The organism is Vreelandella sp. 21, assembly GCF_050995515.1.
GTDB classification, from domain to species: Bacteria; Pseudomonadota; Gammaproteobacteria; order Pseudomonadales; family Halomonadaceae; genus Vreelandella; species Vreelandella alkaliphila.
This window is the reverse complement of sequence record NZ_CP194673.1, coordinates 2,053,799-2,076,421: the sequence shown is the minus strand read 5'-3', so window position 1 is coordinate 2,076,421 and position 22,623 is coordinate 2,053,799. Positions and strand designations below refer to the sequence as shown.

General features: G+C 51.1%; 21 protein-coding genes and 1 tRNA gene. 7 read left to right on the top strand and 15 right to left on the bottom strand.

The window, feature by feature from the left end:
* Window positions 1–2: 2 nt before the first annotated feature.
* Window positions 3–1,238 (top strand): acetate/propionate family kinase, encoded by a 1,236-nt coding sequence (locus tag ACN06F_RS09810; RefSeq protein ID WP_433923817.1) that lies wholly within the window; start codon window positions 3–5, stop codon window positions 1,236–1,238.
* Window positions 1,239–1,422: 184 nt separating this feature from the next.
* Window positions 1,423–2,769, top strand: coding sequence for a Na+/H+ antiporter family protein (locus tag ACN06F_RS09805; RefSeq protein WP_433923816.1), 1,347 nt, complete (start codon window positions 1,423–1,425; stop codon window positions 2,767–2,769).
* A 74-nt stretch (window positions 2,770–2,843) separates the two neighbouring features.
* On the opposite strand, the gene ACN06F_RS09800 is transcribed toward ACN06F_RS09805, so the two are convergent.
* The 4 genes from ACN06F_RS09800 to ACN06F_RS09785 form a co-directional block, all read right to left on the bottom strand.
* On the bottom strand, window positions 2,844–3,578 hold the full coding sequence (locus ACN06F_RS09800; protein ID WP_271909909.1) for an RNA methyltransferase: 735 nt from the start codon (window positions 3,576–3,578) through the stop codon (window positions 2,844–2,846).
* 156 nt (window positions 3,579–3,734) lie between these two features.
* Window positions 3,735–5,378: a chaperonin GroEL gene (gene groL / locus ACN06F_RS09795; RefSeq protein WP_030072731.1), complete on the bottom strand. Its 1,644-nt coding sequence runs from the start codon at window positions 5,376–5,378 to the stop codon at window positions 3,735–3,737.
* 58 nt (window positions 5,379–5,436) lie between these two features.
* Window positions 5,437–5,730, bottom strand: coding sequence for a co-chaperone GroES (locus ACN06F_RS09790; RefSeq protein WP_009724706.1), 294 nt, complete (start codon window positions 5,728–5,730; stop codon window positions 5,437–5,439).
* Window positions 5,731–5,960: 230 nt separating this feature from the next.
* Window positions 5,961–6,431: an FxsA family protein gene (locus ACN06F_RS09785; protein ID WP_038484793.1), complete on the bottom strand. Its 471-nt coding sequence runs from the start codon at window positions 6,429–6,431 to the stop codon at window positions 5,961–5,963.
* 229 nt (window positions 6,432–6,660) lie between these two features.
* Between ACN06F_RS09785 and ACN06F_RS09780 the strand changes: the two genes are divergently transcribed.
* Window positions 6,661–7,422, top strand: coding sequence for an SDR family oxidoreductase (locus ACN06F_RS09780; RefSeq protein ID WP_038484790.1), 762 nt, complete (start codon window positions 6,661–6,663; stop codon window positions 7,420–7,422).
* Window positions 7,423–7,501: 79 nt separating this feature from the next.
* On the opposite strand, the gene ACN06F_RS09775 is transcribed toward ACN06F_RS09780, so the two are convergent.
* The 3 genes from ACN06F_RS09775 to ACN06F_RS09765 form a co-directional block, all read right to left on the bottom strand.
* A complete protein-coding gene (locus ACN06F_RS09775) occupies window positions 7,502–8,542 on the bottom strand; it encodes a hypothetical protein (RefSeq protein ID WP_253485382.1) in 1,041 nt (346 codons plus the stop codon).
* A 39-nt stretch (window positions 8,543–8,581) separates the two neighbouring features.
* Entirely contained in the window at window positions 8,582–9,211 is a 630-nt protein-coding gene (locus ACN06F_RS09770; protein WP_038484784.1) for a hypothetical protein, read from the bottom strand.
* A 158-nt stretch (window positions 9,212–9,369) separates the two neighbouring features.
* Window positions 9,370–9,454: transfer RNA gene (locus ACN06F_RS09765), tRNA-Leu, on the bottom strand.
* 86 nt (window positions 9,455–9,540) lie between these two features.
* On the opposite strand from ACN06F_RS09765, the gene ACN06F_RS09760 reads away from it, so the two are divergent.
* Both ACN06F_RS09760 and ACN06F_RS09755 read left to right on the top strand, forming a co-directional pair.
* Window positions 9,541–10,260, top strand: a complete 720-nt coding sequence (locus ACN06F_RS09760; RefSeq protein WP_198349666.1) for a ComF family protein — start codon at window positions 9,541–9,543, stop codon at window positions 10,258–10,260.
* Window positions 10,261–10,293: 33 nt separating this feature from the next.
* Window positions 10,294–11,268, top strand: coding sequence for a serine/threonine protein kinase (locus tag ACN06F_RS09755; RefSeq protein WP_433923815.1), 975 nt, complete (start codon window positions 10,294–10,296; stop codon window positions 11,266–11,268).
* 56 nt (window positions 11,269–11,324) lie between these two features.
* Here ACN06F_RS09755 and ACN06F_RS09750 read toward each other — a convergent pair whose 3' ends face one another.
* Window positions 11,325–11,918, bottom strand: a complete 594-nt coding sequence (locus tag ACN06F_RS09750; RefSeq protein ID WP_120386890.1) for a hypothetical protein — start codon at window positions 11,916–11,918, stop codon at window positions 11,325–11,327.
* 297 nt (window positions 11,919–12,215) lie between these two features.
* Between ACN06F_RS09750 and folE the strand changes: the two genes are divergently transcribed.
* The gene (gene folE, locus ACN06F_RS09745; protein ID WP_038484772.1) at window positions 12,216–12,767 is read left to right on the top strand and encodes a GTP cyclohydrolase I FolE; all 552 of its coding nucleotides are present in this window, start codon (window positions 12,216–12,218) and stop codon (window positions 12,765–12,767) included.
* 119 nt (window positions 12,768–12,886) lie between these two features.
* The gene (locus tag ACN06F_RS09740; RefSeq protein ID WP_038484769.1) at window positions 12,887–14,344 is read left to right on the top strand and encodes an NAD-dependent succinate-semialdehyde dehydrogenase; all 1,458 of its coding nucleotides are present in this window, start codon (window positions 12,887–12,889) and stop codon (window positions 14,342–14,344) included.
* Window positions 14,345–14,458: 114 nt separating this feature from the next.
* Here the strand turns inward: ACN06F_RS09740 and purH are convergent, their stop codons facing one another.
* From purH to dsbD, 7 genes are all read right to left on the bottom strand, one after another.
* Window positions 14,459–16,039, bottom strand: coding sequence for a bifunctional phosphoribosylaminoimidazolecarboxamide formyltransferase/IMP cyclohydrolase (gene purH / locus ACN06F_RS09735; RefSeq protein WP_038484766.1), 1,581 nt, complete (start codon window positions 16,037–16,039; stop codon window positions 14,459–14,461).
* Between the two features lie 60 nt (window positions 16,040–16,099).
* Window positions 16,100–16,423, bottom strand: a complete 324-nt coding sequence (gene fis, locus ACN06F_RS09730) for a DNA-binding transcriptional regulator Fis (protein ID WP_038484762.1) — start codon at window positions 16,421–16,423, stop codon at window positions 16,100–16,102.
* Window positions 16,420–17,460, bottom strand: a complete 1,041-nt coding sequence (gene dusB / locus ACN06F_RS09725) for a tRNA dihydrouridine synthase DusB (protein WP_084183728.1) — start codon at window positions 17,458–17,460, stop codon at window positions 16,420–16,422. Before dusB ends, fis begins: the two co-directional genes overlap by 4 nt.
* Window positions 17,461–17,559: 99 nt before the next feature.
* Window positions 17,560–18,471, bottom strand: coding sequence for a 50S ribosomal protein L11 methyltransferase (prmA, locus tag ACN06F_RS09720; RefSeq protein ID WP_433923814.1), 912 nt, complete (start codon window positions 18,469–18,471; stop codon window positions 17,560–17,562).
* Window positions 18,472–18,599: 128 nt separating this feature from the next.
* Window positions 18,600–19,940, bottom strand: a complete 1,341-nt coding sequence (gene accC / locus ACN06F_RS09715) for an acetyl-CoA carboxylase biotin carboxylase subunit (protein ID WP_038484756.1) — start codon at window positions 19,938–19,940, stop codon at window positions 18,600–18,602.
* A 30-nt stretch (window positions 19,941–19,970) separates the two neighbouring features.
* Window positions 19,971–20,435 (bottom strand): acetyl-CoA carboxylase biotin carboxyl carrier protein, encoded by a 465-nt coding sequence (accB, locus tag ACN06F_RS09710; RefSeq protein ID WP_433923813.1) that lies wholly within the window; start codon window positions 20,433–20,435, stop codon window positions 19,971–19,973.
* 296 nt (window positions 20,436–20,731) lie between these two features.
* Window positions 20,732–22,612, bottom strand: coding sequence for a protein-disulfide reductase DsbD (gene dsbD, locus ACN06F_RS09705; RefSeq protein WP_433923812.1), 1,881 nt, complete (start codon window positions 22,610–22,612; stop codon window positions 20,732–20,734).
* Between the last annotated feature and the right edge of the window lie 11 nt (window positions 22,613–22,623).

The following is a 22,623-nucleotide window of genomic DNA, read 5'->3' as shown; positions in this document are numbered from 1 at the left end:
TCATGCAGGAAATACTGGTGCTGAATAGTGGTTCTTCCAGCGTCAAGTTTGCTCTTTATCATATCACTGCTGAAGACGCTGACGGTGGGTCTCTGGAGGAGTTGACGCTCGCCTATAGCGGCCATTTTTCGGGCTTGGCAACGTCGCAATGTCGCGTGTCGTTAGCGCATCGCGAACCTGGGCAGCCCCCGCATCGCTATGGTTTGCAAACTCTGGCGGCGCTGGGGCTAACCCCGGCAATAAACCATGAAGAGGCCATTACAAAGTTGATGGCATGGCTTAAGCAGCGTGAGGATAAAGGTACTCTGGTTGCCATTGGGCATCGCGTTGTTCATGGCGGCCAAACCTACTATGAAGCGACTAGGTTAAGCGCTAACGACGTGATCGAGTTGGAAAAATTTTCAAGCTTAGCGCCGCTGCATCAGCCCCATGGACTTGCGCCTATCAAACTACTGATGGCACGTCTGCCAGACGTACCGCAGATCGCATGTTTCGATACCGCGTTTCATGCTCATCAGCCCTGGGTGGCTCGGCAGTTTGCTTTGCCGCGGGAATTGACTGCCAAGGGGTTGATACGTTACGGCTTCCACGGCCTTTCCTACGATTATATTCAGCGCACGCTAGCCAATGTATTACCGGATGATGCACCTCGTTCACGGGTGGTGGTGGCGCATTTGGGTAATGGTGCCAGTATGTGTGCTATCCACGACGGTGTCAGCGTAGCCTCAAGCATGGGCTTTACTGCGCTTGATGGACTGCCTATGGGGACACGTTCTGGTGCTTTGGATCCAGGGTTGGTGCTCCACTTAATTGGTCATGAAGAAATGAGTGTTGAGGACGTGTCGACGCTTTTATACAAGCGTTCAGGACTGCTCGGTGTCTCCGGAATAAGTAGCGATATGCGTGAGTTGCTTGCAAGTGATGCCCCTGAAGCCGAAGAGGCTGTTGAGCTTTACTGCTATCGCGCCGCGCGGGAAATCGCCAGTTTAGCTGGCGCGCTGGGCGGGCTTGATCAATTGGTATTCACCGCCGGTATTGGTGAGCATGCTGCATCCGTGCGTGCACGTATTGTGGTGCAGTGTGAGTGGTTGGGTATGCAGCTTGATGAAAAAGCCAATAAGCGTGATGCCTGTTGCATCTCTTCGCCGAGTGGTCGTGTGGGCGTTTGGGTCATTCCAACCGATGAAGAGCGAGTGATAGCCAGTGATTGCCTAGCGCTTCTCAATAGGGCGGATTAAACCGAGTTTTAATTCTGCCACCTGATAGTGCCCAGGAGATTAGTTGAGCCACTGACCGTAGGGGGGGTTGAGTGTTGTCATTGTTGTGGTGATTACTACTGTCATTACCGCTACCGAGAAACCACTGATCTGATAGAATCCCCAGTTTTTGTAAGCTCACTCACTTATCTAACTGGGAATCTTAATGAACGCGGTAATTCTTGCTGTGCTAATCATGGTGGCGCTTTCGCTTGCTCGGGTATCCGTGGTGTTTGCACTGGTTGTAGGTGCGCTGGTTGGCGGCTTGGTTGGCGGCCTGTCACTGGATGAAACGCTCAGTGCATTCAATGATGGTGTTGGTGGAGGCGCGCAAGTAGCCCTTGCTTATGCCACGCTTGGGGCCTTTGCGGTGGCTATTTCACGTTCAGGGCTTCCAGATATGCTGGCCAATCGCCTGATTACAATGTTGGGAAAAGAAGCGACTGCGGCACATCAGGCACGGGTAAAGGTGTTTTTGCTCGTCGCAGTGCTCTTAGTGGCTATCTCATCGCAAAACGCCATTCCGGTGCATATAGCGTTTATCCCGGTGCTGATTCCGCCGTTGTTAGTGGTAATGAATCGTCTCCAGCTTGACCGCCGCGCGGTAGCGTGTGCGCTCACCTTTGGGTTAACCGCTCCATATATGCTGCTACCTGTTGGTTTTGGCGCGATCTTCTTGAATGATATTCTGCTGGCAAATTTAAATAGTGCCGGCGAGTCACTGGGCTTGGAAATTACCCGGGGCATGGTGCCCATGGCAATGGCTATTCCGGTAGGAGGAATGGCCATTGGCTTACTCGTAGCACTTTTTTTCAGCTACCGTGGGCAGCGTGAATACACTAATAAAGATCTAGTGGCGACTAATGCCCACCAAGGTCACTCGCCTGCAAAGCCTCATACGTTTGGGCTTGTGATGTCGGGCGTGGCTATTGTTGCTGCGTTAGGCTTACAGCTATATACCGGCTCTATGATTATTGGTGGGCTAGTGGGGATTGGTTTGCTTTCGCTAGGCGGCATTTTTAAGTGGCGTGAAGCAGACGATCTATTTACCAGCGGTATGCGCATGATGGCGTTGATCGGCTTCATCATGATTTCAGCGGCTGGCTTTGCAGAAGTAATGAAGGCGACAGGGGATATCGAGTCGTTAGTGACAGGTGCGTTTGAGTTGTTTGGTGATAACCGCGGTTTAGCGGCGTTTGTTATGCTGCTGGTAGGCTTGTTTATTACCCTGGGAATTGGCTCATCGTTTTCAACCATTCCCATTATCGCAGCGATTTTTGTACCGCTGGCGGTGCAGTTCGGTTTCTCGCCAATGGCGACGGTTGTGCTGGTTGGTACGGCGGCTGCACTGGGCGATGCTGGCTCGCCAGCGTCTGATTCCACGCTGGGGCCAACGTCAGGTCTAAATGTTGATGGACAGCATGATCATATGTGGGACAGCGTGGTGCCTACCTTCCTGCACTACAATATACCGCTGATTGCTTTTGGGTGGTTGGCAGCGATGTCGCTTTAAGTTTTTACACCCAAACCAACACGCAGACCAAGAGGGGCAGCCATGAGCTGCCCTTTTTTATACTAAAACCATGATTATTGCCCAGGTAGGTGTGCCTCGAAAGCGCTGAGCAGGCCACGGAGCAGGGAGAGTTCCTTGCGGCTGGGTTGGGCGCGGGAAAACAGCGCCTGAAGCTGTTCTTCAGTGCGGGCATGGGGCTGGGTAAGAAAGCCACTTTGCTGCATCAGACGTCCAAGATGCTCCTGGAAGTGCACAAACTGCTCGCGGCTGGGCGGCGTGGCTTCAAGTGGCCGTTGGTACATGAAGTGACTATCATCGCGCTTCCGCCAAGCACGGTGTACTTCATAGGCTAAAATCTGCACGGCCTGCGATAGATTTAAAATACCGTATTCAGGGTTGGCAGGTATGCTGACTTGGTGTGTGCAGCAACGTATTTCGTCGTTGGTGAGACCTGAGCGTTCACGCCCGAATACGAGTGCAACCGGCGCTTGTGCGGCGTTCTCAATTACCTGCTGCGCCATGTCATCAGGTTCATCGAAATGCGGGAGCGGTAGGCTGCGGAGCCTTGCGCTTGCACCGACTACCTGTACGCAATCACTAACCGCTTCTTCAAGGCTGCTTACACAACGGGCATTTTCAAGCACATCTGTTGCACCCGCTGCCATGCGAGTTGCTTCGTCATCTGGGAATGCGCGCGGATTAACCAATAAGAGCTCGGATAAGCCCATGGTTTTCATCGCGCGAGCAGTAGCGCCAATGTTGCCTGGGTGGAAGGTTTGCACTAGTACGATGCGAATATTGGAGAGCACGGTAATGAAGACCTACAGCTGCCGGATAAAGGCGCTGATGGTAGCATGATTTTAGCTACCGTTAGAGCTAGAGAGAGGCATTGCCGCATAAAAGAACCCCGCCATGGCGGGGTTCTTAGCGACGTTAAACGTCAGAGCGATAGGCTCAGGGTTGCATTACATCATGCCGCCCATGCCACCCATTCCGCCCATGCCACCCATGTCTGGAGCAGCGTCTTTCTCTTCAGGATCGTCAGCGATCATGCACTCAGTGGTGATCATCAGACCAGCGACAGAACCAGCGGACTGCAGTGCAGTACGGGTTACTTTAGCCGGGTCCAGAACACCCATTTCGAACAGGTCGCCGTACTCACCCGTTTGTGCGTTATAGCCGAAGTTGCCTTCACCATCTTTAACGCGGTTGATAACAACAGCAGCTTCTTCACCGGCGTTGGTAACAATCTGACGCAGCGGAGACTGCATAGCGCGCAGCGCCATGTTGATACCGTGGTTCTGGTCTTCGTTGTCGCCAGTCAGGCCTTGTACTTTAGCCATGACGCGAACCAGTGCAGTACCGCCACCAGGTACAACGCCTTCTTCTACTGCAGCGCGGGTTGAGTGCAGCGCATCTTCAACACGAGCTTTCTTCTCTTTCATTTCTACTTCGGTAGCCGCACCGACGCGAATAACAGCAACACCGCCTGCCAGCTTGGCAACGCGCTCTTGCAGCTTCTCTTTGTCGTAATCAGAAGAGGTTTCTTCGATTTGCGCACGGATCTGGTTAACGCGTGCTTCGATGTCATTTTCGACACCAGCGCCATCGATGATGGTGGTGTTTTCTTTAGACATCGTCATGCGCTTAGCGGTACCCAGGTGATCCAGGTTCGCTTGCTCAAGCGTCAGGCCAACTTCCTCAGAAATCACGGTGCCGTTAGTCAGGATAGCGATATCCTGCAGCATCGCTTTGCGACGGTCGCCGAAGCCAGGTGCTTTAGCTGCAGCAACTTTAACGATGCCGCGCATATTGTTCACAACCAGCGTTGCTAGCGCTTCGCCTTCGATATCTTCAGCGATAATCGCGAGCGGTTTACCTTGCTTAGCAACCGCTTCCAGCACCGGCAGTAATTCGCGGATGTTGGAGATTTTCTTGTCTACGAGCAGGATGTAAGGGTCTTCCAGCTCGACAGCCATGGTGTCTTGGTTGGTAACGAAGTAGGGCGAGAGGTAGCCGCGATCAAACTGCATACCTTCAACGACTTCCAGCTCGTCTTCGAAGCCACGGCCTTCATCAACGGTGATGACGCCTTCTTTACCGACTTTCTCCATCGCTTCAGCGATGATCTCGCCAATGCGCTTGTCGCCGTTCGCAGAGATTGTGCCTACCTGAGCAATCGACTTGGTGTCGGTGCAAGGAACAGACATTGCCTGAATCTCTTTAACCGCTGCGCTAACCGCTTGGTCGATACCGCGCTTAAGATCCATCGGGTTCATGCCCGCAGTAACGCCTTTCAAGCCTTCTGCGACAATTGCTTGAGCCAGAACCGTTGCCGTAGTGGTACCGTCGCCTGCAGCGTCAGACGTTTTGGAAGCAACTTCCTTAACCATCTGCGCGCCCATGTTTTCGAACTTGTCTTTCAGTTCGATCTCTTTGGCAACTGATACACCATCTTTGGTAACGGTCGGTGCGCCGAAGGACTTGTCCAGTACCACGTTACGGCCTTTCGGACCGAGGGTAACTTTTACTGCGTTGGCCAGAACGTCAACGCCACGTGCCATGCGTTTGCGTGCATCATCGGAGAACTTAACTTGCTTAGCTGCCATGTTCGTTATTTCCTAAACATTGAAATTTAAAAGGAAAAGTAAGTAGTCGAGGCGAGATTTAGCCTTCGACGACTGCCAAGATATCGGCTTCGCTCATGATCAGAACTTCTTCGCCGTTGATTTTCTGTTTCTCAACGCCGAAACCGTCTTTGAAAATCACCGAGTCGCCAACTTTAACGTCCAACGGGCGAACGTCACCGTTGTCGAGAATGCGACCATTACCAACCGCCAGGACTTCACCGCGAGTGGGTTTTTCCTGGGCGTTGCCCGGAAGCACGATGCCGCCAGCGGTTTTCTGCTCTTCTTCCACGCGACGAACAACGACGCGATCGTGCAAAGGACGGATATTCATGCTCACGTTCTCCTGAGTATCGTCAAAGCCCATAAGGGCAGTTAGCTAAATGAGATTTTCGTGGGCCTCTTGCCCGCGAAAAGTGAAGGTAAGTCACCTTCATGTTAATGGCGAAAGCTAGTGCATCCGCCGAACTTGTGTGCTGACTCAAAAGTGGGGGCTGCTCGTAGCCTTTCAAGGGGTAAGTGATAAAAAAATGTGGTTTTTTGGCATTCTTCTTCGATGAGCCTTCAGCGCCGCCTTGCTGTTTCATCGCGGCTAATGAATTCACCTTCAATCGGCCCTTCTTGACTGCTTGAGCGTGATGTCTGGGCCTGTTCGTAGCTTGCTTGCTGCTGTTGGTCAGCAGTGCTTTTTAAGCCTAGCCAGGTGAGGGCTTTAAATATTAACTGGCGAGCGTTAGGCAGCAGGCAGGCGATGCCTAGCGCGTCAGAGAGAAAGCCTGGGGCCAAAAGTAGGGCGCCTCCGAAAATCAGAGCGGCCCCGGTAAACAGTTCTTGAGAGGGAATTTCGCCCACTTGCATGCGCTGTCGCGCGCGCGCCAGAGTGGAAACACCCTCTTTGCGAATTAGGTGTAGTCCAATGAAACCAGTGCCCAGTACTAGAAGCAGAGTGGTTAATAAACCAATTTGGCTACCGATCGAAAACAGTAGTACAAAATCAACTAACGTAAACAGCGATATAAAAAGAAGAATGGGCATGACAGACTCCATAACAAACGTAATTCGTCAATATGGTGGCAGAATTCACGAAAACAAGCAGCCAGCGTTCGGTTAGCTTGCTTGCGTATGTGTTCTAATGCTCGATATTTCGCTCAATAGCTTCTATGCTGCGATGCACAATGGCGCCATTTTACGAGGCGATATAGGTAGCGCTTAGCAAGCAATTTAAAGTATCGGTCTTTATAAGTATCGGCCTAAGGAGAATCAGATGAACCTGACAAATAAAGTGATCGCGATTACCGGGGGAGCTCGCGGTCTGGGCTTTGCTATGGCGGAGCGGCTAGGCAAGCAAGGTGCTCGGTTGGCGCTTTTGGATATGAGTGCAGCAGCATTGGATGAGGCGGTATCAGCGTTAGCGTCTCAAGATATTCAAGCACACGCATTTGTGACCAATGTGGCTGATGAGCAGTCAGTGCAGCAGGCATTTGCTGACATTGCGGCCCGCATGGGACCGGTAGGCGGTTGTATTAATAATGCAGGGATCACTGACGATGGCTTGCTGATCAAAGCAAAAGAAGGGGTGGTTGAAAAACGTATGTCGCTATCTGCTTGGCAGAAAGTGCTTGATGTCAATTTAACTGGCGTTTTTCTGTGCGGCCGGGAAGCGGCAACGCAGATGGTAGAAGCTGGGCACCAGGGCGTTATTGTCAATATTTCAAGTATTTCCCGAGCCGGAAATATGGGGCAAAGTAACTATGCTGCTGCTAAAGCTGGTGTCCATGCGTTGACAGTTACCTGGGGCAAAGAGCTTGCCCGTTACGGTATTCGCACTGGAACCGTAGCGCCAGGGTTTGTTGAAACCGACATGACAGCTTCCATGCGGCCTGACATGTTGGAAAGAATCTCTTCCAGTGTGCCTCTTAAGCGGTTGGGTAATCCGGATGACATCGCGAAAAGCGTTGCCTTCATTTTTGAAAATGATTACTTCACGGCGCGAATTATCGAGTGTGACGGCGGTTTGCGGCTTTAAATAACGGTGGCAACTAGCTAATAGGCCATTGGCTGAATTGCCAGTGGCCTATCGCGTGTTCGCGGTGGGCCACTAATTGCTAGAAGTGGAAGTAATCGCGCTGGAGTTCGCGCTGGAAATACATTTCTACCCGTAATGTCATCGCCCAGCGCGGGTCGTAGCTAACCTCTCGCTGAAAATGCAGTTCTGGAATGACATCTGCAAACAGTATTCCTTTATGAATATCTCTGCGGTAGCGAGTTTGCAGGTAGTAGTTTGTCATTCGTGGGTTAGACAGGCTTTCGCCAATAGCGATAGCTGAATAGCGAAGTGCACTACGGCGGTTCAAACGCTGGTTTAGCTGCACTACCTCACTGTATTCAAGCGTGTCTTCCTCTTCACGCCATTGCACATTGGTGATAAATCGCAGGTGGCGATTGGTGGAAAGCGGGCGGCCAAAATCCCACTCGGTGCGTGCTGAATAACCTGAGTTGTTAAACCAGGATAGTCGATTAAATGATTCTAGCTGCCAGGGGCTATCCTTAAAGTCCCACAGGCGTTCGCTGGTAAAGCGGACATAAGGGTCAAGAGGCAGACGAAGGCGTACGCCAGCGCCAAAGCGGTTGCTCCAGTTCTCACGTTTGTCTCTACTTTCTAACCAATCAAGGCCGAATGTCGATGTTCTACGATCGCGCTGATCGTTATAGAGCCGCCCAGAGCCTTGATCAGCCAACGTGCCTTGTGATTCTTCTGGATCACTTTCGATGATTAAGCGAAGGCGGTCTTCTGTCGTGGGAAGATCGATGCGATAGCGCACGCTAATGTCTCCGCTAGTGCCTTCGCCTTCCATCCAGTCAATTTCCTGGCCAAGGCGAAGGTAAGATCTGTTATCGACAGAAGCTGATTGATCACCACCAAAAAAAGAGTCAATGTTTCTTGATGTGTTGTCTACCCAGTTGCCAATGCTTGCTCGAAATGGCTCAACGCGCGCTTCAGCCCACTCCGGTAAGTCGCTATCTTCCTCCTCAATAGAATAGGTCTCTGCAGTGGTAGCTCCAGCAATAGAGGTTTCAGCAGAATAAGAGAGTGGCGACAGTGCACAAAATACGCCAAGGCAAACGACAGCGAGCACTGATTTCATCGAAGGGTCCCTAGAAAAATGTTGTCCGAATGCGACTTGTTATTTTGCTTTGTACATTTCAATATCTTTAGCCCATTGCAGTACGCGTTGTCTTTCCCGGCGGCTGGTCATACGTTTCGTATCGACCTGCAGCGGGGTTAGTTGTTGAAGCGGGTCGGCTGACAAGTTTAATTCAAAGTGCCGTGTTGCGCCGACAGGCATATCTTCAGAGCTATAAATAGCGATGACGCGTATTTCGAGTTGAGGCGTATGCTGTCTTAAAGAGTGCTCATCAATACCATAGTGGCGGATAAGTTGCTGCAAGATAGCGCCAAAGGATTGTATGTGAAGATAGTCGCCCGACGCTAGGGGGCCTTGGTGTGTCCGATAACCTGCTTTTTCATCATCGCCGCTTTGCTGCTGATATTCCACAACATCAAGCTCATAGCTGTGCTCATTCGTGTGTAATACAGCAACTAAATGCTGAATATAAATGGCTTCACTGCTCATGTTGCTTATCAAGCAGAGCGCGTCTTTGCCAACACCCTTGCCTCTGTTAACGATAATCCTAGGGCGTCGCTGGCGGACATAGCCGTTGTAAAGCAGTTGGGCATAAAATACCCAGACAAGAAGGGTGCAGATGCTGGCAATCGCAGAGATTGCTTGGGCGTTATCTTTAAGCCATTCCATGGGTTGAGGTCCTTCTCAAATCAAAGTGGCATTGATAACTGCTAACGTAGCTCAAAAAGAGGTTGGGGTCAGCTAGTTGAGTAATGTTGGGGTCGTAAAACAAAAAAATTCGGTTAGCATAAAGCTACCGAATTTTTCGAAGGCAAAGGCCTTTAAATTGGTGCGGATGGGGAGACTCGAACTCCCACACCTTACGGCACTAGAACCTAAATCTAGCGTGTCTACCAATTCCACCACATCCGCTGAAGACGAGACGTATATTAACAGCATTCGTATTAATGTCAACGGTGTATCATTAAAATTGTTAATTAAACCAGTCTGGGAAAAGTATGTTTCTGACGCGGTTGGTACATGGTGCAAACACTTGGGCCAAAAAGGGGCTGCCAGGCTACTGCGCGTTTTGCCTTTCTCCCGGGCAAACCAGTGGTGGTTGGTGTCAGGAGTGTTTTGAACAGTTGCCGTGGAATGCCAATGGCTGCTGGCAGTGTAAAGAGCCTTGGGGTGTTGGGGGCGTAGCATCCGTTCAATCTGTTTGTGGTCACTGCAGAGAGAACCCTCCAGCGTTTACCGTCGCGACGGTGGAGCTTTTATTTGAAGAGCCTATAAGAGAGTTAGTTCATGACTTTAAATTTAATGCGTCGCCCCGTGCGGGAATGTTGCTGGTAGAGCTGATGATGAGTAAAGCTCCCAGCTATTTGGGAGGAGGTCTCTTGCCTGTGCCGATGCATACCACTCGAGCGCGGCAGCGTGGTTTTAATCAGTCTCGCTGGTTGGCTGATCAACTAGGCAAGCGGGTCAAATTGCCCGTGTTAACGGCTGAATGTCGTCAACAGCTGCCTTCTCAACGGACGTTAAACAGAAATGAGCGAGCAAAAAATTTAGTAGGTGCCTTTCATATTAATGGTCCACTCCCACCACATCTCACGATTATTGACGACGTTGTTACTACTGGCGCGACCTGCCAAGCACTTGCTGAAGAAGCGCTTCGTGCGGGTGCTAAACGTGTCGATATTTGGGCAGTTGCTCGAACACCTCTGGTGCATAATTGATAGAATGCAGGCTTAATTGCACAGGAGCGGTATATGCCACACCCGTTTAGTACGCTTTCTCCGGACACAGTGATGTCTGCTGCGGAGTCTGTTGGGATTTGGCCAGCTGGCGAACCGTTTGCACTTAATAGCTATGAAAATCGAGTGCTGATGTTTCGTGACGATGACGGTAAGCGCTGGGTTGTGAAGTTCTATCGTCCTGATCGTTGGGCAGATGAGGTCATTCAGGAAGAGCATGATTTTCTTCAAGAGTTGGCTGCTGCTAATGTGCCCGTTGTTGCGCCCTGGCGGGATCAGCATGGCAAATCACTCCATACTTACCAGCAATTTCGCTTCACGCTTTACCCTCAATGCAGTGGTCAAGCGCCTGAGTTAGACAATCCTTCGCATCTTTTTGCATTAGGTAATGCGTTAGGGCGGTTACATGCAGTGTCATCACGAAAGGCGTTTGTGTACCGTCCAACATTAGAGTGGCAGGGCGATATTCATGATGCTGAGGCCCGTGTTATCGAGAGTAAAAGGCTAAGCAAGCATCAGCAGCGCGCTTATCACAACGTTGTACAGAAAATTCTTCGTCATCTTGAAAAGCACCCCATCGCCAGCAATCAAATGATTCGAACGCATGGTGATTGTCATCTGGGCAATGTTTTAGGAAGAGATGACTCATTTACCTTGGTGGATTTTGACGATTGCCTTATGGCGCCCGCTATCCAAGATGTATGGATGCTGTTACCCGTTGATGATCCATCTAGCTGGCGAGCACAGCTAAGTGAAATTGTTGAAGGCTATGAAGAGGAGCAGACATTTCCGCAACAACAGCTGTCGCTAATCGAGCCGTTGCGGGCTTATCGTCTTATCCGATACACCGCGTGGCTTGTTTCTCGCTGGGATGATCCAGCGTTTCCTCGTGCGTTCCCATGGCTGGCGGAGAGCGGTTATTGGGATCAGCACATCCGCCAGCTTGAGCAGCAGTTGTTACAGCTTGAAAAGCCTATTTGGCTAGCATAACAATTGCACCGATAGTTAATTAAGCATCGCCCCCATTGACGATGAGTGACATGGTTTTATTCAGGTTGATTGACGGAGCGTGGGTTTTCAGCGCTTGCATCGGGGTCAGGCCGATCTGATGGGATGGGGTTGGCTACGCCTTCTCCATCAGCCTCTCGTCGAGCAGCATTAATCTCCGCTGAAGGGTTATCTTGAGCGTTGATATCGATATTTTCATCCAGTGTCACCACGAATGCTTGGCCTGGCGATAAGGTGCAAGGCGACTCATCACAGGCAAGACCATACTGACCGTCTTCTGCATACGCACCGGCACTAAATGAACCGGTGAAAATAGCGCTTTCAGCATCGTGTGTTTCAATGCAGGTTGCGTCTTGAGTTGTAATGCGAATGCGTCCATTAGTGTACTGTGCATTGGCGACTAAAACGCAGTATTCGGGCAACTGATGCGAGGCACTGCCAGCTTGGGTTGGATGAAGTAAGATATCTTCATAACGCGATTGGCTGTCGGTAAAAGCAAACTCTTCGATGACCTCGACACCGACACTGGCACCTTTAGGTAGTGTTAATGTCTGTTCGGCGGCTAACAAGGGTGTTGCCAATGCAGTTCCCAATAGGGCAGTTAAGAAAAACGGTGCAGGTTTGAATGACATAAGGAACTCTCAGATGAGCGCTACGAATTAAGCTGACTAGTTCGACCCATGATAGCACAGCTTAAATAGTCTCAAAGGGGGGTGCGCGGCACTCTGCCACAGCAGGGTTAGGTGCGTTAAAATAACGGGATGTGGTGTTTATTATTGTGCAAAAGTTGTTTAGCGTATATTTTTTGTACATGATTGGCGCACAGCTCTCAGCTATTGATAGATAGCAATATTTCGCTGTTGATTAAACGCTTTAGTAGTCCAGACGTTTTTCAGTGGCTAGCACGTACAGTTTTGATGAGGCTTCAAATGACCGACGACATTGCTCAACACTATCGCCACATTATCGCCGCAATCGGTGAAAATCCTGACCGTGAAGGACTGCGCGATACGCCCAAAAGAGCCGCAAAAGCAATGCAGTTCTTGAATGCTGGCTACCAGCAATCACTTGAGGAGATTGTTAATGGCGCAGTATTTGAGTCACAAACAGATGAAATGGTCCTTGTAAAAGACATTGAACTGTACTCCATGTGCGAGCACCACTTGCTACCCTTTATTGGCAAATGCCATATCGCCTATCTGCCTAGCGGAAAAGTACTAGGACTTTCGAAGTTTGCCCGTATTGTTGATATGTATGCTAGGCGTATGCAAATTCAAGAGAACTTGACGCGTGAAATTGCTGAGGCAGTGCAGCAAGTTACCCAATCAAGAGGTGTCGCTGTGGTGATTGAGGCACGCCATCTTTGTATGATGATGCGCGGTGTGGAAAAGCAAAATTCAAGCATGACATCTTCTGTGATGCTGGGGAGTTTTCGCAGCAACCAAGCAACGCGGCAGGAGTTCTTAACGTTAATCAGCTGAAATATTGGCTAAGAATCTTTGGCAGATTTCATTGCAAAGATTTGGTTAAACACGCGGTTTCGTCTTAGCATGAACAGGTCAATGAGCCCGTGAGGCCAATATTTGGTCAGGAGTCTGTCATGGAAGCGCTGAAAGAAACACAGCTGTATTGCCCGTTTGCCTATATCGATGGTAGCTGGGTAGCCGCCGACAGCGGTGAGCAAATTAATGTCTTAAACCCTGCGACGGGCGAGCCCGTTGGTGATATGCCACGACTGGGCAAAGTTGAGACTGAGCGCGCTATCGATGCGGCGGATGCTGCGCTACCCGCCTGGCGTGCGTTGACGGCTCAAGAACGAGCTGATCTGCTGCTGAAGTGGCATGATCTCATGCTGGAGCATAAACACGATCTCGCTTTGCTCATGACCTACGAGCAAGGCAAGCCAGTAAAAGAGGCAGAGGGCGAGATTGTCTATGCCGCTAGTTTTTTACGTTGGTTTGCAGAAGAAGCGCGCCGTGTTTATGGCGAGACTATTCCCGCCGCTAAATCGAACCAGCGTATTGTGGTGACAAAACAGCCTGTCGGTGTTGTGGGGGCTATTACCCCCTGGAATTTTCCGGCGGCTATGATCACGCGTAAAGCAGGCGCCGCGTTAGCAGCGGGCTGTACGATTGTCGTTAAGCCTGCAAGCCAAACGCCATTTTCTGCAACGGCTCTCGCCATGTTGGCAGAAAGAGCAGGCATTCCCCGTGGCGTGTTTAATGTAGTGCCTGGCAGTGCTGCAGATATCGCCAGTGCACTTACTCAATCACCCAAAGTGCGCAAAATTACCTTTACGGGCTCTACGGAAGTTGGTCGCAAGCTTATGGCTCAGGCGGCTGAGCACGTGCAAAAAATATCCCTTGAGCTGGGTGGCAACGCGCCCTTTATCGTTTTTGAAGATGCAGACCTTGATGCCGCTGTAGAAGGTGCCATGGCTGCGAAGTTTCGTAATGCTGGCCAAACATGCGTATGCACTAACCGGTTCTTGGTGCAGTCCAGCGTTATTAACGCCTTCTGTGAGAAGTTGGCGGTTGCTATGAATAGTGAGCTTTACGTAGGTAATGGCACCGAGCCCAATATTAATATTGGTCCTTTGATCGATGGTGAGGCGGTCAAAAAGGTTAGTGAGCATGTGCAGGATGCGGTCGACAATGGGGCTGAGCTGCTGCTAGGTGGCCATCCGCATCCACTCGGTGGAAACTTCTTTACTCCGACGCTGATTAGCTTTGCAACAGATAAGATGAAGGTGGCTCACGAAGAAACCTTTGGCCCTCTGGCGGCAGTTTTTCCCTTCGATGAAGAGGAAACTGCTATCGAGATGGCTAATGACACCGAGTATGGTTTAGCCTCCTATTTCTACTCACAAGATCTGGGTCGCGTTTGGCGCGTCGCTGATGCACTTGAGTATGGCATGGTGGGAATTAACACCGGCCTTATTTCTAATGCAGCCGCTCCTTTTGGTGGCGTTAAAGCGTCCGGCCTTGGGCGTGAAGGTGGGCATCAAGGTTTGGAAGAGTACCTTGAGACAAAATATCTGTGTATTGATCTAGGTTAAGCGCAGGCGCAAGTACTACAAATAAATAGTGCTATAAATAAACAGCACTATCAGCAAGCAGGCCCCCATCGGAAAAATCCGCTGGGGGCCTGTTTTTATGGCAAGACGAGGCGATTAATGACGGAAGTGGCGCATGCCAGTAAATACCATGGCAATACCTGCTTCGTTAGCGGCATCAATGACTTCCTGGTCACGCATGGAACCGCCGGGCTGAATAACGGCAGTAATGCCTGCGGCTGCGGCGGCGTCAATACCATCGCGGAAAGGGAAGAATGCATCTGACGCCATTACCGAGCCTGGTACTGAAAGACCTTCATCTGCCGCTTTAATGCCCGCAATTTTCGCTGAGTAAACGCGGCTCATTTGGCCTGCGCCAACACCCACTGTTTGACCCTCTTTGGCGTATACAATCGCATTCGATTTAACGAATTTAGCGACTCGCCAAGCAAAACCCAGGTCGCGAAGTTCTTGTTCCGTTGGAACTCGCTCGCTAACTACGGTTAGTTCTTCGCGGGTTACCATGCCCTGGTCGCGCTCTTGTACCAAAAGTCCGCCGTTAACACGTTTAAAGTCAAACGCAGGCTGTGTTTCGCCAGGCCAGTAGGCACTGACATCAAGCAGGCGTACATTCTGCTTCTCTGCCACGATAGCAACTGCCTCATCACTTACGCCGGGTGCGATAATAACTTCAACAAACTGGCGATCAATAATTGCCCGAGCGGTTTCGGCATCTAGCGCCACGTTAAACGCAATAATGCCACCAAAAGCGCTGGTCGGATCGGTAGCGAAGGCTTTGTCATATGCTTCAAGTGCAGTAGCGCCAATGGCTACACCACAAGGGTTGGCATGTTTGACGATGACACAAGCCGTTTCATCAAACGCTTTAACGCATTCAAATGCTGCATCTGTGTCGGCCACGTTATTGAAGGAGAGTGGCTTACCTTGCAGAGTTTTTGCAGTGGCGACGCTCGGTTCGCTTGCTTGGGGGTCCACGTAAAAAGCAGCTTGCTGATGCGGGTTTTCGCCGTATCGCATGTCCTGCTTTTTGTCCAATTGCAGGTTGAAAGTGCGAGCAAACGTTGCGTTTTCGCTAGTCACTTTACGGCCAAGGTAATTGGCAATGGCGCCATCATAACCGGCGGTGTGTTCAAATGCTTTCACGGCCAGATCAAAGCGGGTAGCGGCGCTCACTTGACCGTCTTGCGCAGCCAGCTCTCCCAGTACCCGAGCATAGTCATCGGCATTTACCACGATGGTGGTAAAGGCGTGATTTTTTGCGCATGCGCGCACCATGGTCGGCCCGCCGATATCGATATTTTCGATGGCGTCTTCCAGTGTGCAGTCTGGGTTGGCAACAGTGGCAGCAAATGGATAAAGATTAACGACCACCATGTCGATGGGGGTGATGTCGTTCTCTGCCATCACCGCATCATCCTGACCGCGGCGCGCCAGAATTCCACCATGGATTTTGGGGTGCAGTGTTTTTACACGGCCATCCATGATTTCAGGAAAACCAGTGTGCTCAGAGACTTCTTTAACAGGAACAGAATTTTCCTGAAGCAGTCGGAAGGTTCCGCCAGTTGAAAGAAGTTCTACGCCGTGTTGGCTTAAACCGCGGGCGAATTCAACAATGCCGGTTTTATCGGATACGCTCAAAAGGGCGCGACGGACGGGGGTAGCAGTACTATCAGCCATTAGAGTGCTCGTGTGCAGAGTCAAGGAGTTAACATCGAAAATTACAAACGACAACGCCCCTTATGGGGCGTCACCTTCAATCAATCCATAGAGCTTAAGTTTTTTGCGCAATGTGCCACGGTTTAAACCCAATACATCCGCGGCTCGGGTTTGGTTGCCTTCAGTATGTTCCATTACGCAGCTAAGTAGCGGCGCTTCTACTTCGGCCATCACCATCGCGTAGAGATCAGTTGCCTGGCTGCCATCGAGATGCTCGAAGTAACGGCGTATCGCTGTCTCAACCGCTTCTCTAAGTGGTTGGGGCGGTACGCTCGCGGCGGGGTCCGCCAGAGTGCCTGAGAGACGGTGAGAGAGCTCGTTCGAAAGCAGGTCGCGTTCAGTCATGCAGCATGGCTTCCTTTAGCTAGCAGACGCTCTGCAGCGTCTTGCGTCATGGCATCATTAATCCAATTAAATTGCGATGCTGGGGTGGCAAGCGCATTAAATTGCTGCTTCAGCAGATAATACTGTTTGTCGTTGAAGCGAGGGTCTTCGTTCAAGTACCAACCTAGGTGTTTTCGCGCTATGCGAACACCCATTGTATCGCCATAAAACGTGTGCAGAGCTTGTAAGTGCTCATTGAGAACGTTGCGGCGCTCATCAAGAGTTGGGGGTGTTAGCAGTTCTCCATGGGCAAGATAATGGGTAATCTGCTCGAATATCCATGGGTTGCCTTGCGCCCCGCGGCCAATCATTACTGCATCGGCACCTGTATATGACAAGACCTCTTTGGCCTTTTGAGGGCTGGTAATATCCCCATTGGCGATAACCGGTATCGTCAGGTGCGATTTTATGTCAGCGATAGTGTCGTACTCAGCCCATCCAGTATAGCGCTGCTCTCGATGACGTCCATGTACTGCTAAGGCTTGGATGCCTGCAGATTCCGCGAGTTTAGCAATGCGTAGGCCATTGTTAGCTTCAGCAGACCAGCCTGTGCGAATTTTTAAGGTAACTGGAATATCAACGGCTTTTACAACGGCGTCTAGAATTTCGGCTACTAGGGCTTCATCACGCATTAGGGCCGAACCAGCAGCCTTATTGCAGACCTTTTTAGCTGGGCATCCCATGTTGATATCAATCACCTGGGCGCCTAGTTCGGCGTTAAGGCGCGCAGCATTGGCAAGCATTTCAGCGTCACCCCCGGCAATTTGTACAACCCGTGGGTCGGGCTCGCCTTGGTGATCCATGCGTAGCTTGGACTTTCGGGTATGCCAAAGAGAGGGGTCGGCTGTCACCATTTCGCCGACCACCCATCCAGCACCTAAACGCCTACAAAGTTGGCGAAATGGGCGATCGGTAACGCCAGCCATCGGTGCCAAGATGACTTGGTTGGGTAGCTGGTGAGGCCCTATCATTGGTGGCTGAAAGTTTTGTGTGGTCATTGTGCTGCGCTGTAGATACAGATAAAAATCGCCGAGTAGGCGTTTCAAGGGGGCGTATGATACGCCTACTCGGCGATGGGGTGAAGGCCGTTGGCTAGATTAAACGGCGCGGTAGCCTGATAGACGAACCCACCCTTTGCGAATTGTGGGCTCTTCCATTATCAAGCCCTGGGCTTCGTAGGCTTGCAAGACCTCATTCGCTTGGTTCGCTAAAATGCCAGACAATGCTATTTGTCCGCCGGGTGCGACATGGCCTGCAATCATTGGGGCTAATTCAACTAATGGCCCAGCTAAAATATTGGCGGTGACAACTGGGTAGTGGCCGTCGATCAGCTGTTCAGGATAGTAAAGGGACAATTGTGCGTCGCTAATCTGATTGCGCGCTGCGTTGTCACGGCTTGCCTGAAGTGCCTGTGGATCTATATCAGTAGCATCGGCGTGGGTTGCCCCTAACTTTAGCGCGGCAATGGCAAGAATGCCTGAGCCGCAGCCCACATCTAGGACGGTTTTATCTTCCAGTCCGCCGCTAACCGCAAGGCTATCCAGCCACTCCAGGCAAAGCGCTGTCGTGGGATGGGTGCCAGTGCCAAAGGCAAGGCCTGGGTCAAGAATGAGATTGACGGCATTGGCTTCTGGGGGCTCATGCCAGCTCGGTACGATCCATAGCCGTTGGCCCATTCGCAACGGCGTAAAGTCATCCATCCACTCTCTTTCCCAGTCTCTATCGGCTAAAAGTTCATACTCAATCGCTGGGCAGGGTTCGCCGGGGACTTGTTCAGACCAAGCGGCTTGAATGCGCTCAAGCATGGATTCAACGCCATCTAAGTCATCATATAGGCCAGTGAGAATTGTATCTTGCCAAAGCGGGGTAGTGCCTCGCTCTGGTTCGAAAACAGGATCATCGTGGGCGTCTTGAAGACCAATGGCCGTCGCGCCTTCCTCTAACAGTAGATCTTCTAGTAATTCGGCTTGTTCTGGAGCAACGTGGGCTTTGAGTTGGAGCCAGGGCATCAGTAATCTCCACTGCGTGCGTGCATTCACGCAAAGGTAAAACAATAACGGGGTGGCTATGGCCACCCCGTTGAGCATTATCAGCTATCTATTCAGCTCAGCGCCTTTGCAGATATTAATTTCTGGTATTAGCTACTGAGTTTCTTTTCAAGATAGTGAATGTTGACGCCACCTTGGCGGAAATAACTATCCCTCACCAAATCTTTTTGCAGATCAATATTGGTCTTGATCCCCTCGACCAGCAGCTCATCTAGGGCGTTACGCATACGCGTCAGGGCAATCTCGCGATCAGCCCCCCAGGTGATTAGCTTGCCGATCAGTGAATCATAATGAGGCGGTACGGTGTAGCCAGTGTACAGATGAGAGTCCATACGCACGCCAAGGCCACCCGGAGCATGGAACAGGGTGACTTTGCCTGGAGAGGGCATAAACGTACGCGAGTCTTCCGCATTGATCCTGCACTCAAAGGCATGGCCATTGATCTTTACGTCTTCTTGACGAATCGAAAGTGGCAGGCCGGAGGCAATGCGCAACTGTTCCTTAACGATATCTACGCCTGTGACCATCTCGGTGACAGGGTGCTCTACCTGTACACGGGTATTCATCTCAATAAAGAAGAAATCACCGTCTTCGTATAGAAACTCAAAGGTGCCCGCGCCACGATAGTTAATTTCGAGGCACGCTTGGCGGCATGCTTCTAGCACCTTTGCACGCGCTTCCGGGTCGATTCCAGGGGCAGGCGCTTCTTCCAGAACCTTTTGGTGACGACGCTGTAAAGAACAGTCGCGATCATAAAGGTGGATAGCATTGCCTTGGCCGTCAGCCAGCACCTGGACCTCAACATGGCGGGGTTTCTCAAGGAATTTTTCCATGTAAACCGTACCATCGCCAAACGCTGAGTGCGCCTCAGTGCGAGTGACAGTAATGGCTGAAAGCAGATGGCCTTCAGTGTGCACCACCCGCATGCCGCGGCCACCACCGCCTGCAGCAGCTTTGATAATTACCGGATAGCCAATGCGGCGTGCAGTGGCTAGGTTGGTGGCTTCATCGTCACCTAACGGGCCATCTGAGCCAGGCACGGTAGGAACGCCAGCAATCTTCATTGCTTCAATGGCACTAACTTTATCACCCATCAGGCGGATAGTTTCCGCGCGCGGGCCAATAAAGGTAAAGCCAGAGCGCTCAACCTGCTCAGCAAAATTAGCGTTTTCCGAGAGAAAGCCGTAACCAGGATGAATGGCGCTTGAATCTGTCACTTCAGCAGCGCTTATTAATGCAGGAATATTCAAGTACGACTGCGCTGAGGAGGCGGGGCCGATGCATACCGCTTCGTCGGCCAAGCGAACATGCATCAATTCACGGTCGGCTTTGGAGTGAACCGCAACGGTTTTAATTCCTAGCTCTTTACAGGCCCGGAGAATACGAAGGGCAATCTCGCCGCGGTTTGCGATAAGTACCTTGTCCAGCATGGGAGAATCCACCCGTGTTGTTTTGAAAGATTAAGCGATGACGATCATAGGTTGATCGAATTCCACCGGCTCTCCGTCTTCCACTAGGATGGCCTCGACGACGCCGTCGCGATCGGATTCAATTTGATTCATCATTTTCATTGCTTCAACGATACATACCGTATCGCCTTGCTTAACCGTATCGCCAACTTCCACAAACGATTTGGCGCCCGGTGCTGGGCTACGGTAGAACGTGCCTACCATGGGTGAATTAACCGCTTCACCTTGATAGCTTACGCCTTGGGGCTCTGCCTCAGCAGCCGGAGCGCTGGGTTGAGTTGGTGCCTGCTGCATAGGCGGCATTTGAGCGTACTGTGGCATCGGCTGAGGCTGCCACGTTGCACCATTCGGATGGCGGCTGATGCGGACGGACTCTTCGCCTTCCTGAATTTCGATTTCGCTAATGTTTGATTCTTCGAGGAGTTCAATCAGTTTTTTAACTTTACGAATATCCATACCTGTTGCCCCAAAAGTGATGAAAGTTAATCGCAATGCAGTTGAGTATCGTATCGCCAACTGCATTGAGCGCTGTCACAGCGCAGTAAACCTTGTTTGAAAATGAAGAGAACGCTGCACGATGTTGAACGTTACCCGGTGCTAAGTCCTAAAACATGAAGATTTTAGCTGATATGGCTGCGAAGTTTGCCGAAAAAGTACGGGCATGTCTAGTGAAGGCCGACATAAGCTCGTTGCTGGTTATTTAAACAACTGTTTGACGACGTTCGCGACACAAGGTGGTCATAGGCTTCAGCTCAGCCTTGTTGCCAGCGCCGTAACGCTTCCAGGTGCTGTACTAGCTGGGTAGCCGTTATTTCACCTTGAATGCGCGCATCTCGTACTTCTTCGCCCTGGCTAAAAAAAAGCAGGCTTGGCGGGCCGAATAAGTTAAAGCGGTTTAGCAGTTCCCGACTTTGAGCATCCGTATTGGTGACATCGACCTCAATCAGGCGGAAATCGTTCAATGCAGCGACCACTTTGGGGTCTGGAAAAACATCGCGCTCCATTAGCTTGCAGGAGATACACCAGTCAGCAGTAAAATTAACAAAGGCAGGCTGTTGGGCACTCGCGGCTTCAGAGAGTGCGTTTTCAAGTGCGCTCAGTTCATCAACTTGCTGAAAAGCAAGCGTTGCTTGCGGCGTGCCGCTGTCCGTTGAGGAGCTTGATACCGTTAAGGGGCGTAATGGATTGCTGCCGCCCTGGGCAGCGCCAATGACAAGAGCAATGCCCCATGCCAGTAGCATCAGCCCTAATGTTTGTCGTGCTTTAGGCCAGCCTTGCGACTGATTCATATTTAAGGCGCCCAGCATGAGTGCGCTACCTATGGCCAGCGCTGCCCAGAGCAAAAGCGCTATCGAAGGCGGCACTAATCGCTCAACCATCCAAATGGCAACGCCCAGTAACAGCAATCCGAAAGCAATTTTAACGCCGTTCATCCAAGCGCCTGAGCGGGGTAGTAGCGTTGCCCCAAAGGTGCCCACTAATAGCAGTGGCACACCCATGCCTAGGCCTAGTGCAAATAAAACAGCTCCGCCCATGGCAGCGTTTCCTGTCGAGGAAATAAACACCAACGCACCGGCAAGTGGGGCTGTTACACAGGGTGAAACCACTAATACCGATAGTGCGCCTGCCAGGGCTAGGCCTGCAGGGCCGCTTTGCTGTGCACGTGCTTGCCAGCCGTCAATTTTTGAGGCCAGTCGCGGCGAAACCCTTAAATCAAACGCCCCGAACATAGCTAAGGCAAATAGCGTAAATAGAACAGCAAAGGTAACTAGCACCGGCGCTGATTGCAGGTGGGCCTGAAGATTTAAGCCCGCGCCAAACAGACCCATCAACACACCGACTAACGCGTAGGTGGACGCCATGCCCAAAACATAGCTGGCTGAGAGTACAAACGCTCGGGGTCGAGTTGGTTTTTGTCCTACGATAATTGAGGACAAAATAGGCACCATCGGTAGGACGCAGGGCGTGAAAGTAAGGCCCAGTCCAGCGATAAAAAATAACCCCAAGGCAAGAGGGAGGCTGGCGCTGCCGAGCAATGCGCTAAAGCGGCTGTCTTCGCTTTGTGGAGCTGAAAATTCAGTGCTGCTATTGGTGCCCGCGGTTTGACTAATTTGCTGGTCATCGCTGCCTTCAGCGCCTGACAGTGCATGATCTGCAGCGTCCCAGTCAGCAAAGGCCGTGGGAGGAGATGACTCTAAGGCTTCAAGCGATATAGTTTCTGGCGGATAGCAAAGACCTGCGTCGGCACAACCTTGGAACGTCAGTTCAATATCGATCGGGCCACTATAGGAGGGGGAAAATGGCGTTTCAAAGACTAATTTGTCACGAAAAACATACACATCGCCCATGAATTCATCAGTTGTGAATGTTCCTTGCGGAAGTAGCGGTTCATCAAGGGATACAGCGTCCGTTTTGCTGCTAACGCTAAATTGGTGGCGGTATAAATAATAGTCGTCCGCAATATCGATACCAATATAAATGGCGCTGCCATCATGCCAAGCAGTAGGCTGAAAGGCTTCTAGAACAGGTAAAAAATCGCTTTGATTACTGGAAGAGGAAAACCACTGAGCATGGGCTAGCAGGGGAAGCCAGCAGAGTAACAGTAACAGACTTAAACGCTTAAAAGGCAACACGAAGTATCCTT